Below are 12,166 nucleotides of genomic sequence, written 5' to 3' on the forward strand. Positions count from 1 at the left end.
CCGCCGCCTCACCGCACGGCGGGCCCGCTGCCGGCGCCGTCCAAGGGCGCCGCGCCGGCTCCGGAGGACTCCGTGGAACCAGCCGACTGCGGGGAGCTGGGCGCCGCCGCTTCCACGGGCACCAGCGAGAGGGCGACGCCGTCGAGGATGTCGCGCAGGCTCGTCACCGTCCCGCGCAGGGACCGCCCGGCGGCCGCGGTATCGGCGGCCACCCGGGCCACGATCTCGCTCCACACCAGGGCCCCGGCGGCGATGACGTCGCGGCGCCCGGGCGACAGGAAGCCCCACCCCTCGCGCTGGGCGGGGGTGGAGTGGATGATCGCCTCGCAGGAGGCCAGGACCTGCTCGACTCCCAGCTCGGCGCCGTCGACGGCCTGCGGGTCGAAGGCCTCCAGGCCCAGGGCATGCGATGTCACGGTGGTGATCGTCCCGGCCATGCCCACGATGAGCTCGGGGGCGCCGAGGTCGACCACCTGGGCGGCCTCCTCCAGCAGGCCGCGCACCTCCGCGCGCGCCGCCTCCTCGCCGCCGGCGGTGACGCCGTGGGCCAGATGGCGCTCGGTGATGCGCACGCTGCCCACGTCCAGGCTGATCGCCGCACTGGGGGCGCCCGCCCCCAGGACCAGCTCGGTGGAGCCCCCGCCCAGGTCCACCACCAGGCGGGGGGCCTGCGGGGCGGCCGAGCCAAGCAGGGAGCCGGCGAAGGCCAGGCGCGCCTCCTCATCCCCGCTGATGACCTCGGGGGCGATGCCCAGCAGGCGGCTGACCCCGGTGGTGAAGGCCTCCCGGTTCTCGGCGTCGCGGGTGGCGGAGGTGGCCACGAAGCGCCGGTGCCCCGGTCCCTGGGGGACGCCGTGGCGCTCGCACTGGGCGGCGTAGTCCTCGACCACCGCCAGGGTGCGCTCCAGGGCGGCATCGTCCAGGCGGCCCGTGCGGTCCACGCCCTGACCCAGGCGCACGATCTCGTTGCGCCGCTCCAGGGTCTCCAGCCTCACGCCGCCGGCCTCAAGGTGGGCGTCGGCGATGAGGAGGCGGATGGTGTTGGTTCCGCAGTCGATGGCGGCCACGCGGGTCATGGGCGGGTCCTCCTGGAGGGGCTCGGCTCAGGCGGTTCGAGGGGCGCTGGGCGCTCCTGGCAGGAAACGTAGCAGCCCGGGCGTGTGGGGTGCCGTGGCCCGGCGCGCGGCCGGCCGGGCGCTGAGGCAGGCCGGGCGGCGGAGCGGATCGGCCCGGCCGCAACAAGGGCATCGGGGGCGCAGGCCCGCGCCGCACTGCGGGGCGGGCGGGCCCCGGTAGTCGGCCGCCGCGGCGGCCGGCGGCTCAGCAGTGGCAGCGGGCCTCATCCCACAGGCCGCGGGCCCGCAGGGCCATCAGGGTGCGGTCCCCCATGGGGTTGATGCCCGGCGCTGTGGCCAGCGTGTGGCCCAGCACGGCGTGGAGGCACTTGACGCGCGTGGGCATGCCCCCCGCGGAGATCCCCTCGATCTCGGGCACCTGCCCGAGCTCGGCGCGGCGGGCCAGGTAGTCCTCGTGGGCGCGGGCGTAGGCCGCGGCGAGCTCAGCGTCCTGGGCGAGCTCGGCGTTGAGCTCCTCCATGAGGTGCTCGGCCTCCAGGGTGGAGCACCCCTTCACCGCGGCGGGGTGGGTGAGGTAGTAGCTGGTGGGGAAGGGGGTGCCGTCGTCCAGCCGCGGGGCGGTGCGCACGACGGCGGGGCGCCCGCAGACGCAGCGCGCGGCGATGGCCACCACGCCCCGGGGGATCCGCCCGAGCTGCTCGGTCAGGGCCTCGAGGTCGGCCGGGGTCACGGGGGTGTCGGTCATGGCGTCTCCTGGGGCGCGGGTGCCTGGCTGGGCGCTGCGCTGGGCTGGGGTTGGGGTGCGGGCGCCCCACCGGGGGCCCCGCTGGGCTCCTGCCCCGGCCGGCCGCCCGGTGCTCCGCTGGGGCTCGGCTGCCCGCTGGGCTGCGGGGTGGTGGGGGCCCAACCCCGCTGGGCGGGGTCGGTGGGCGCCTCGGTCTGCTCGGCGCCGCCCGCCGCCCGCGAGGACTTCCGGAGGGTCTCGTACCAGGGCAGGCGCTGGGAGTCCTGGTCGGTATCGCCGCCGCCCTCGCCGTCGGCCAGGCCGTCAGCCCCCACGACGACGTAGGTGGTCTCCCCCGGCATGACGTAGCCCAGGCGCTGGCGCACCTGGGAGCGCACGAAGGTCTCGTCCTGCCACTGGGCCAGCTCCTGCTCCAGGGCGGTGGAGGTGGCCTTGGCCTCGGCGAGCTGGTTGACGACGTCGTCGTACTGGGCGCGCTGGGACAGGTAGGCGCGCAGGGAGGTGAAGACGACGGCGAAGGAGATGAGCGCCACGATGACGAGGGTGACCACGCGCGGGGGCACCCCCCTCTCGGCGACCACGGGGGCCTCGGCGCTTTCCCGATCGGAGGCTCCGCGCGAGCCGGCGGGCCCGGCGGAGGCCCCCGGGCCCGCGGCACTGGAGGAGGCGCGGCCGGGGTGCGTTCCCGAGCCGCGCGAGCCACGTGAGCCTCGGTGGCTGGCGGTGCGGGAGGGTCGGCGCGGCGTCATGCATCGAATCCTGCCCCAGGTCGATGGCGCAGGGCGCGCACGACACAGGAGGCGTCACCGACACCGCCCGATGGCGGCGCGCACCTGAGCGGGCCGGGCGCCACGAGTCGCGGCGGCGGCCAGGGGCGGCCCGCTCCACGTGATCAGGAGCGGCCCGGGGCTCCCGGCAGGTCCATGACCACGCCCAGTCCCCCGGCGGGCCTGGCATGCAGGTGCAGCTCGCCCTCGTGGGCGGTGACCACGGCCGAGACGATCGCCAGGCCCAGGCCGTGCCCGGCGCCCCGCGAGCGCCCCTGGCCGCGGACGAAGGGCTCACGCAGGACCGGGATCCTCTCGGCGGGGATGACCGGGCCATCATTGTCAACGGTGAGCCGCACGGCGCAAGGCCGGCCCCGATCGAGTGGGCGGCTGTGGACCCGCACCATGACCCGGCCGCCCTCGGCGCTGTGGCGCACGGCGTTGCGCAGGAGGTTGGAGACGGCCTGGCGCAGCAGGACCGGATCTGCCCTGACCCGGGGCTCCTCCAGTGCGCACTGCACGTGCAGGCCCCGGTGATGCGCCTGATCGCAGAGGCGCGCCAGCTCGCCGCGGATGATGGCGGCGATATCGACCTCCTCGCGCTCGAGCTCCCCGGCCTGGGCATCGGCGAGGTCCAGGAGGGCGTCGATCAGCTCCCGATTGGCGTCGTTGGTCTGCCGCACCCGCACTAGGACCTCGCGCAGGCCCTCGACTGTGGGATGGGGGTCGGTCAGGGCGACGTCGATCATTGTCTTGGTGGTGGCCAGCGGTGTGCGCAGCTCATGGGAGGCGTTGGCCGCGAAGCGGCGGTGCACCTCGAAGGCCCGCTCCAGGGAGGCCAGCATGCTGTCGAAGGTGTCGGCCAGGTCGTGGATCTCGTCATGCGGGCCGGACAGGGACAGGCGCTGGCCGAGGTCTCCTGAGGCTGCCCGCCTGGCGGCGGCGCTCACGGAGGTCAGTGGCCGGAGCATCCTGCCGGCCAGGATCCAGCACACCACCGCGGACAGGAGGGTCAGCACCAGCAGGACGATGACTGCCGCGCACAGGATCGTGGTGTACAGCGAGCTCTCGACGTCCCTCAGCAGCTCGTTGAACTCCGGCGACGAGAGGTCGACCTGCTCGGGAGGGATCTGCCCGCCGTCGGAGATGATGTAGACCTCGAAGAAGGTATAGGAGGAGACCAGGGCAATGAGGACCGCCCCCGTGGCAGCCATGAGACCGGTGTAGGTCAGGACCAGGCGAGCGCGGATGCTCAGGCGCCGTGCACGGCGCAGGCCTGCCTCCGGCAGCTCCCCTCCCGCCGGCCGGGACTGGAGCGCCGGTGCCGCAGGGGCGCCAGCGGCTGGGCACGGGCGATGCCTCATGCGCTGAACCGGTAGCCCGCGCCGCTCACCGTCTGGATCACCCAGGGGTCGCCCAGCTTGCGGCGCAGGTGGGAGATGGTCACGCGCACGGAGTTGGTGAAGGGATCAGCGTTGGCGTCCCAGGCCCGCTCCAGCAGCTCCTCGGAGCTGATCACTCCCCCATCGGCCTCCATGAGGACCTGGAGGATGGCGAACTCCTTGGGGCTGAGCCGAAGGGGGCGCCCGTCGCGCCGCACCTCGCGTCGGAAGGGGTCGAGCCTGACGCCGTGGGCCTCAATGACAGGGATGCGCGCGGGCTGGTTGCGCCGCTCCAGGGCCCGCAGCCTGGCCACCAGCTCGGGGAACTCGAAGGGCTTGACCAGGTAGTCGTCCGCCCCCAGCTCGAAGCCCCCCACCCGGGCGTCCAGCCTCCTGGCGGCGGTGAGCATGAGCACCCTGGTGCCGGGGTGCTCCTCGGCGACCCGGAGGCAGACCTCGTCTCCGTGCACCAGGGGCAGGTCGCGGTCCAGGACCAGGACGTCGTAGTGGTGCTCCCCGATCCGCTCCAGGGCCCCGGCCCCATCCCCGACGACGTCCACCGCCATCGCCTCGCGGCGCAGCCCGGCCGCGATGGCCTCGGCCAGGTACTCCTCGTCCTCCACGACCAGCACGCGCACTGCTGCCCCCTCGATACCCGCAGGCGCTCATCGCGCCTGACGCCGTGAGTCACTGACGGCCAGATTGAACCACCACCGACGTTGCCACGGCATAAGCGGCACCGTGAACGCCATGGCAACACCGGTCCGGCTTGTCTTGCCCCCGCGGGCGGGACGCATCCGCTCCTGTCCGCCCAGTAAGGGCTGCGCCACTGGGCCGGCCACCGCACCTAGTACGGAGGGACATCCATGACCACCATTGGAGGGACCAGCATGATGAGAAGGGCCGCGGCCACCAGGACGGCCGCGGCCGCCGGGGCGATCTGCGCGGCGATGGTACTGAGCCTGCTCGCCGGCTGCGCCCAATCCGCGGCCCCCGCGTCGTCCTCCCACTCCTCCACCGACGCCGCCGACCTGCAGCAGTACACGCTCTCCATCTCCCGCTGCATGCGGGACAAGGGCTTCGATGTCCCTGATCCTGACAGCGATGGAGCCCTGGCGATCCCCACCACGGGCGACCCCGAGGCCATTGAGAAGGCCTACAAGGAGTGCGAGAGCAGCGCCGGCCCGCTCCCGGGGGCCGAGGACGTGTCCGAGGAGGAGATGCAGCAGTTCTATGTCCTGGTCACCGAGTGCCTGCGCCAGGAGGGGTACGACGTCGCCGACCCCGCCCCGGGCGAGGTCCTGCGCCTCGATGAGACCATCCCCGAGGAGGCCCTGAGCACCTGCGCTGAGAAGGTCGGCTCCGGGTCTCCCAGTGCGCCGCAGACCACGAGGGGCGGCAAGTGATGCGAGCCCTCAATGACCGCGCGCCCGCGCCCTCGGAGTCCACGAGCGCTGCGAAGGGCGCCACCGCGCAGGACCGGACGGAAACCACGGATGCCGCCCGACCCGACGCTCCCGCGAGCGAGGCCCGCCCCATGCGACGCCGCGCCCTGCTGGCCGGCGGAGCCTGCGCCGCCCTGGCCCTGACCGCGGGCGCCGTCATGCGAGCCAGACGGATCGGACCATTCTCAGCACCCTCGGAGCCGTCCTCCCGCCCCTTCAGCGGGGCCACCGACACAGTGACCCGCGGGGACCTGCAGGGCCAGGCCTCGGTGTCCGGGACACTGCGCTACTCCGAGGCCCGCACTCTCACCTCGGGGTTCGAGGGCGTGCTCATCGGCCTGCCCGCCTCCGGAACCGTCCTGACCCAGGGCGACCTCCTGTACCGCGCGGGGGCCGAGGCCGCCTACCTCATGCACGGCGCCCTGCCGGCCTGGCGGACCCTCGAGGCCGGCGTGGACGACGGCGAGGACGTCCGCCAGCTCCAGGCGGCACTGAGGTCCCTGGGCTACTTGGAGGGCGAGCCCGATAACCGCTTCGGCCGGGCGACCACCGGCGCCGTCCTGCGGTGGCAGAGGGATGCGGGGCTGTCGCGCACCGGGAGCGTCCCGCTGGGACAGGTGGTCTTCTCCCCCGGGGATCTGCGGGTGGGGCCGGTCAGTGCCAGGCTCGGGGACCGCGTGGGCATGGGCTCCGAGCTCTACGCGGTCACCAGCACCACCCAGGTGGTGGATGCCCCCGTCAAGCTCTCCGACCAGGGGCTGGCGGCCGTGGGAACGGCTGTGACCATCACGATGCCCGATTCCTCCACGGCCTCCGGCACCATCAGCACCGTGGGCACGCCCACGGAGAAGACCTCAGGATCGGGGGAGTCCAAGGAGAGGATCATCCCGGTGACCATCACCCTCGATGAGGCCGGGTCCAGCACCGCCTTCCAGGAGGCCTCGGTGACGGTGGCCCTGCCCAGCCAGACGCGCGAGGACGTGCTCTCAGTGCCCCTGGGCGCACTGCTGGCCCTGAGCCCGCAGCAGTACGGCGTCGAGGTCGTCCAGGACGATGGCACCACCCGCAAGGTGCCGGTCACGACCGGGCTGTTCGCGGCCGGGCGCGTGGAGATCTCCGGTGAGGGGATCACCGCGGGCCAGTCGGTGGTGGTGCCGCAATGAGGAACCGCATCCTGTCCCTGCGGGACGTGCACCGCAGCTACGGAGAGCCTCCCGTGACCGCCTGCGCGGGCGTGAGCCTGGAGGTCGATGACGGCGAGCTGGTCGCGATCGTGGGCCCCTCGGGCTCGGGGAAGTCCACGCTCCTCAATCTCATCGGAACCTTGGACCGCCCCAGCTCGGGCACGGTCGAGATCGACGGACTCGACGTCGGCTCCCTGGACGACGCGAGCCTGTCGGCGCTGCGCGCCAGCCGGATCGGCTTCGTCTTCCAGCAGTTCCACCTATCCGATGGCGTCACGGCGCTGGACAACGTGGCCGACGGCCTGCTCTACAGCGGCATGCCCCGCTCCGCCAGGCTCCAGCGCGCTCGCCGGGCGCTGGAGCGTGTGGGACTGGGGCACCGGCTGGATCACCGCCCCCACCAGCTCAGCGGGGGCGAGCGCCAGCGCGTGGCCATCGCCAGGGCGGTGATCGGCGATCCCGCGCTGCTGCTGGCCGATGAGCCGACCGGGAACCTCGATTCGGTCTCAGGGGCCTCGATCGTCGAGCTCCTCCACGAGCTGCACCGGCAGGGGACCACCATCATCGTCATCACTCATGACAAGGAGCTCGCCTCCCGCCTGCCCCGGCGCATCAGCCTGAGCGACGGCCGCGTTGTGGGCGACTCGATGCGGAAGGAGGACGCGCATGGCAGCGCACGCATCACGCACTGAGACTGGTGCCGCCCGCCGTGCAGCAGTGGGGCTCCGACCCTCACGGCTGCTCCCCGGCGACGCACTGCGCCTGGGGCTGACCGGTCTGCGGGCCCGGCCCGCCCGGGCGCTCCTGTCGGCCCTGGGCGTCGCCATCGGTATCGCCGCCATGGTCGCGGTGGTGGGGGTCTCCGCCTCCAGCCACGCCCAGCTCACGGCCCAGCTCGACTCACTGGGCACCAATCTGCTGACGGCGGGCAGCGGCCAGGACCTCTTCGGCAAGGATGCTCCTCTCCCCCAGGATTCTGTGGGCAGGGTGCGGCTCATCGAGGGGGTGCGCAGCGCCTCGAGCACCGGGACGGTCAAGAGCTCCCTGGTCTACCGCAGCCCGCTGATCGACAAGAACGCCTCCGGCGGGATCGCCACCCTGGCTGCCGAGCAGTCGCTCCTGGAGGTTGTGGCGGGACGGGTGAGCAGGGGCGGATGGCTCAACGAGGCCACCGCGGACTACCCGGCCACGGTCCTGGGGAGCAGCGCCGCACGAAGACTGGGGGTGGTCTCGCCGGGGACGAATGTGTGGATCGGGGGGACGTGGTTCACGGTGGTCGGCATCCTTGAGCCGGTCGCGCTGGCCCCCGAGCTCGACAACGCCGCGCTCATCGGCCAAGGCGCGGCCTCCTCCCTACTGGGACACGATGGCAAGCCGAGCAGGGTGTACACACGCAGCGATGACGACGCCGTGCCCACCGTCCGGTCCCTGCTGGCGCCCACGATCTCGCCGCAGACCCCCAACGAGGTGAAGGTCTCCCGCCCCTCCGACGCGCTGGAGGCCAAGAACGCCGCGGACAGGGCACTGACCGGCCTGATGCTGGGGGTGGGCTCCATCGCCCTGCTCGTCGGCGGCATCGGCGTGGCCAACACGATGATCGTCTCGGTGCTGGAGCGGCGCAGGGAGATCGGGCTGAGGAGGTCCCTGGGCGCCAGGCGCGGTCATATCCGGATCCAGTTCATGGCCGAGGCTCTGGTGCTGTCCTTCACCGGAGGGATCCTGGGCTGCCTCATCGGCATCGCGGTATCAGGGGGGATGGCTGCGCTGCGCGGCTGGCCCTTGGCCATACCGCCCCTGGCGATCGTGGCGGGACTGGGGATCACGGTGGTCGTCGGCGCACTGGCGGGTGCCTACCCGGCGGCGCGGGCCGCCCGCACGCCACCGACCGCCGCGCTCAGCGCGCCCTGACAGGACGCCCTGACAGGGACCAGTGGCACCCAGAGCCAGGGCAGTGGCCCGGGCCTCCTGAGCGGCTCGGGAGGCCCGGGCAGCACTGCGGGGTGCGGCCGATCCGGATCGGCCGCACCCCGCAGATGGGTGCCCTCATCTCAGGTGGGCGGCGCCAGTGCGCTGCCCGACAGGCTCAGGCCTTGAAGCGGGGGAAGGCGTCGGCGCCGGCGTAGACGGCGGCCTCGCCCAGGGCCTCCTCGATGCGCAGCAGCTGGTTGTACTTGTTGATGCGCTCGCCGCGGGCGGGGGCACCGGTCTTGATCTGGCCGGAGTTGGTGGCCACGGCCAGGTCGGCGATGGTGACGTCCTCGGTCTCACCGGAGCGGTGGGAGGTCATGGACTTGTAGCCGGCGCGGTGGGCCAGCTCCACGGCCTCCAGGGTCTCGGTCAGGGAGCCGATCTGGTTGACCTTGACCAGCAGGGCGTTGGCGGCGCCCATCTCGATGCCCTTGGCCAGGCGCTCGGGGTTGGTGACGAAGAAGTCGTCGCCCACGATCTGGACGCGGTCGCCGATCTTGTCGGTCAGGGCCTTCCAGTCATCCCACTCGTCCTCCGAGAGCGGGTCCTCGATGGAGACGATCGGGAAGTCGGTGATGAGCTTCTCGTAGTAGTCGACCATCCAGGCGTTGTCGCGGGCCTCGCCCTCGAAGCTGTAGGTCTTGGTCTTCTCGTCGAAGAACTCGGTGGAGGCCACGTCCATGGCCAGGGCGATGTCCTTGCCGGGGGTGTAGCCGGCCTTCTCGATGGCCTCGACGATGAGCTCGAGAGCCTCGCGGTTGGAGTCCAGGTTGGGGGCGAAGCCGCCCTCGTCGCCCAGGCCGGTGGACAGCCCGCGCTCCTTGACCACGGCCTTGAGGGCGTGGTAGACCTCCGCGCCCCAGCGCAGGGCCTCGCGGAAGGTGGGGGCGCCGATGGGGGCGATCATGAACTCCTGGATGTCCACATTGGAGTCGGCGTGGGAGCCGCCGTTGAGGATGTTCATCATGGGCACGGGAAGGACGTGGGCGCCGGGGCCGCCGACGTACTGGAAGAGGTCGAGGCCGGCGGACTCGGCCGAGGCCTGCGCGGCCGCCAGGGAGACGCCCAGGATGGCGTTGGCGCCGAGCTTGCCCTTGTTGGGGGTGCCGTCCAGGTCGATCATGAGCTTGTCCAGGCCGCGCTGGTCAGCGGCGTCGTAGCCGATGATCTCGGGAGCGATGATGTCGTTGACATTGGCCACGGCCTTCTCCACGCCCTTGGCGAGGTAGCGGCCCTTGTCGCCGTCGCGCAGCTCGACGGCCTCGAAGGCGCCGGTGGAGGCGCCGGAGGGGACGGCGGCGCGAGCAGAAGCACCGTCCTCCAGGAGGATCTCGACCTCCAGGGTGGGATTGCCACGGGAGTCGAGGATCTCGCGGGCGTGAACGTTCTCGATGAGGGCCACTTGGTGCTCCTAATGCTGAGTAGATCCGGAAAGCGCTCCCAGCCTAGCGGCAGGCGCCCGGGTCCACGAGGGCGTTGGTCCTGCCGGACTCATTGTTCACGCCCGGCGAGAAAGCGGGCGCCCGACGACGACGCCCACCGCCTCCCGCCGCTCCCCGCTCCTCCTCGCAAGACTCCCCCCCCGCACCCGCCCGATTCCCGGCTGCTATGCTCGAGCGCGACCCTCAGGACAGGAATGGGGGCGGGCCGGCGGCCTCGGCGCACAGGCCCTCTCCGTCCCCGGCCGCTGAGCCGAAGAGACCCTCTCGATCCGGAGTGTGGAGGACATGATGACCCGCTCGCCCCTGCGTTCCCGCCTGACCCGCGCCGTCGTGGGCGCGCTCATCGCCGGAGCGGCGCTGGCGGGCTGCTCGGCCCACCCCGGGCAGGCGGCGGTCATCACCTACACCGACTCCCAGGGGCAGCGCCAGCAGCTCCGCCTGAGCGAGGACCGCATCCAGGGCATCGTCTCCGAGCTCGGCCCCCTGGGGGCCGGCGCCGACCAGGTGGTCCAGATCCTCAGCGATGCGCCCTTCGTCGAGGATGCGGCCCAGGCCCACGGCCTGTCGGTCAGCGCCCAGGAGGCGCGCGAGACTCTGGATGCGGCCCAGGCCCAGGCGCCGGCGGGCGCGACGGTGGATTCCGCGTCCCTGTCCGAGGGCGCCGTGGATGTCCTGCGCATCTCCCTGCTCAGCGGCAAGCTCTCCGAGCTCCCCGAGGCCCAGCAGATCCAGGCCCAGTACCAGGCCTGGCGCGCCTCCTCGCAGGTGGCCTACGCGCCGCGCTACCAGAGCCAGTCGCGCCCCTGGATCCTGGGCGGCGGCCCCAGTCTGCTCCAGGGCTGATCGGCCGGGTCCCGCGCGCCCCTGCCGCCCTCCGAGACAGGAAGGGCGGCGTCCCCGGCCAGCACCAGCCGCAGCCTCTCCTGGGACCGGCCCTCACCCCGTCATCGGGGCAGGTCGGCCGGCTCGCCCCGATCCTCGTGACCCCGCTCCTGGGCCCGCAGCTCCTGCCACAGGTCGATCCAGCGCGCCACCACGGCGTGGGCGCTGAAGGAGCGGCCATGCTCGTAGGCCCGCCGGCCCGCCTGCGCGCGGGCCTCGTCGTCGCTCATGAGGCGGCTCAGCGCCTGGGCCAGGGCCTGCCGGTCGCCCTGGGGCACCAGGGGGGCGCCTGCCCCCATGGCCAGGCGCATCCCGGGGGTGGAGTCGTAGGCGAGCGTCGGCACGCCGGCCATATTGGCCTCCAGGATGGACATGGACAGGCCCTCGGAGCGCGAGGGCAGCGCGTGGATGGCGGCGCCCTGGAGGACCGGGCCGACATCGTCGACCGTGCCGCACAGCTCGATGTCGCCCCGGGCCCGGGCGGCGTGCTCGCGCAGCGCGCCCTCCTGGGGGCCGCCGCCGTAGATCCGCAGGCGCCAGTCCTCGGGGGCGGCCTGCTCGAAGGCGTCGATGAGGTGGTCGATCTGCTTGCCGCTGGACAGGCGGCCGAGGTAGACCACTGTGCGCGAGCCCCTGACGTCGGCCCGGCCGCCGGCCTCGGGGGCGGGGTTGGGCAGGAAGACGGCGGGGATGCCCCGGTCCTGGAGCCGGCGGGCGCCCTCGGGGGTCAGGGCGGTGATGGTGCGCGAGACAGTGGAGGCCCCGCGCACCAGGGCCCACTGGGCCGGGGTGAGGGCCTCGACGTCGGCGTGGACCTGGGAGACCAGGATGCGGGGGCGCACCCCGGCCCGATCCAGCAGGCGCACGGCGTCGAGCCCCGCGCCGATGACCAGCGCCTCGGGGCCCCAGTGGCGCGCCAGCCGGCGCAGGCGGGCCGAGGCCACCGGCCACCACAGGGCGGTCAGGGCGTGGCGCAGGGGCTTGAGCACCGCCTTGGAGCGCTCGAAGCCCGCCATGGCGGAGGTGTAGCGCCGCCCCGGCAGGGCGGTGATGACTCGGTGGCGCTGGGCCAGGTCGGGGTCGCAGGGGCCGAAGCACAGGATGTCGATCTCGATCCCCTCCTGGCGCATCTGCCCGGCCAGCAGGTCCACGCAGGAGACGATGCCGTTGGGGCGGTGCAGGTCGTCGATGACGACGACGACCCGGGGCGGGAGGGGTCGCGGGGCGGTGGTGCTCACCGGGTCACTCTAGGACCTGCACCGCGGACCGGGCGGC

Annotated in this window: 12 protein-coding genes; 5 read left to right on the forward strand and 7 right to left on the reverse strand. The window is 73.1% G+C overall.

What is annotated here, in order from left to right; translation table 11 throughout:
* Positions 1 to 8: 8 nt before the first annotated feature.
* The 5 genes from MANAM107_RS03695 to MANAM107_RS03715 all read right to left on the reverse strand — a co-directional run bounded on the left by MANAM107_RS03695 (position 9) and on the right by MANAM107_RS03715 (position 4,608).
* On the reverse strand, positions 9 to 1,076 hold the full coding sequence (locus MANAM107_RS03695; protein ID WP_223911281.1) for a Ppx/GppA phosphatase family protein: 1,068 nt from the start codon (positions 1,074 to 1,076) through the stop codon (positions 9 to 11).
* Positions 1,077 to 1,320: 244 nt separating this feature from the next.
* A complete protein-coding gene (locus MANAM107_RS03700) occupies positions 1,321 to 1,821 on the reverse strand; it encodes a DUF501 domain-containing protein (RefSeq protein ID WP_223911284.1) in 501 nt (166 codons plus the stop codon).
* Complete coding sequence (locus tag MANAM107_RS03705) at positions 1,818 to 2,570, reverse strand: FtsB family cell division protein (protein ID WP_223911287.1); 753 nt, start codon at positions 2,568 to 2,570, stop codon at positions 1,818 to 1,820. The genes MANAM107_RS03700 and MANAM107_RS03705 overlap by 4 nt, the downstream gene beginning before the upstream one ends.
* Positions 2,571 to 2,713: 143 nt before the next feature.
* The gene (locus MANAM107_RS03710) at positions 2,714 to 3,802 is read right to left on the reverse strand and encodes a HAMP domain-containing sensor histidine kinase (protein WP_223911290.1); all 1,089 of its coding nucleotides are present in this window, start codon (positions 3,800 to 3,802) and stop codon (positions 2,714 to 2,716) included.
* Positions 3,803 to 3,948: 146 nt separating this feature from the next.
* On the reverse strand, positions 3,949 to 4,608 hold the full coding sequence (locus MANAM107_RS03715; protein WP_223911293.1) for a response regulator transcription factor: 660 nt from the start codon (positions 4,606 to 4,608) through the stop codon (positions 3,949 to 3,951).
* 252 nt (positions 4,609 to 4,860) lie between these two features.
* Between MANAM107_RS03715 and MANAM107_RS03720 the strand changes: the two genes are divergently transcribed.
* From MANAM107_RS03720 to MANAM107_RS03735, 4 genes are all read left to right on the forward strand, one after another.
* Positions 4,861 to 5,376, forward strand: coding sequence for a hypothetical protein (locus MANAM107_RS03720; RefSeq protein ID WP_223911296.1), 516 nt, complete (start codon positions 4,861 to 4,863; stop codon positions 5,374 to 5,376).
* 131 nt (positions 5,377 to 5,507) lie between these two features.
* Positions 5,508 to 6,578: an efflux RND transporter periplasmic adaptor subunit gene (locus MANAM107_RS03725; RefSeq protein WP_223911299.1), complete on the forward strand. Its 1,071-nt coding sequence runs from the start codon at positions 5,508 to 5,510 to the stop codon at positions 6,576 to 6,578.
* Positions 6,575 to 7,291 carry an ABC transporter ATP-binding protein gene (locus tag MANAM107_RS03730; RefSeq protein WP_223911302.1) on the forward strand — a complete coding sequence of 239 codons (717 nt, stop codon included), beginning with the start codon at positions 6,575 to 6,577 and terminating at the stop codon, positions 7,289 to 7,291. Before MANAM107_RS03725 ends, MANAM107_RS03730 begins: the two co-directional genes overlap by 4 nt.
* The gene (locus tag MANAM107_RS03735; RefSeq protein ID WP_223911305.1) at positions 7,266 to 8,507 is read left to right on the forward strand and encodes an ABC transporter permease; all 1,242 of its coding nucleotides are present in this window, start codon (positions 7,266 to 7,268) and stop codon (positions 8,505 to 8,507) included. The genes MANAM107_RS03730 and MANAM107_RS03735 overlap by 26 nt, the downstream gene beginning before the upstream one ends.
* Positions 8,508 to 8,682: 175 nt before the next feature.
* Here the strand turns inward: MANAM107_RS03735 and eno are convergent, their stop codons facing one another.
* Positions 8,683 to 9,969 carry a phosphopyruvate hydratase gene (eno, locus tag MANAM107_RS03740; RefSeq protein WP_223911308.1) on the reverse strand — a complete coding sequence of 429 codons (1,287 nt, stop codon included), beginning with the start codon at positions 9,967 to 9,969 and terminating at the stop codon, positions 8,683 to 8,685.
* A 328-nt stretch (positions 9,970 to 10,297) separates the two neighbouring features.
* On the opposite strand from eno, the gene MANAM107_RS03745 reads away from it, so the two are divergent.
* Entirely contained in the window at positions 10,298 to 10,852 is a 555-nt protein-coding gene (locus tag MANAM107_RS03745; RefSeq protein ID WP_223911310.1) for a hypothetical protein, read from the forward strand.
* Between the two features lie 101 nt (positions 10,853 to 10,953).
* Here MANAM107_RS03745 and MANAM107_RS03750 read toward each other — a convergent pair whose 3' ends face one another.
* A complete protein-coding gene (locus tag MANAM107_RS03750) occupies positions 10,954 to 12,129 on the reverse strand; it encodes a glycosyltransferase (protein WP_223911313.1) in 1,176 nt (391 codons plus the stop codon).
* Positions 12,130 to 12,166: the final 37 nt, after the last annotated feature.

Source organism: Actinomyces capricornis (assembly GCF_019974135.1).
Taxonomy (GTDB): Bacteria; Actinomycetota; Actinomycetes; order Actinomycetales; family Actinomycetaceae; genus Actinomyces; species Actinomyces capricornis.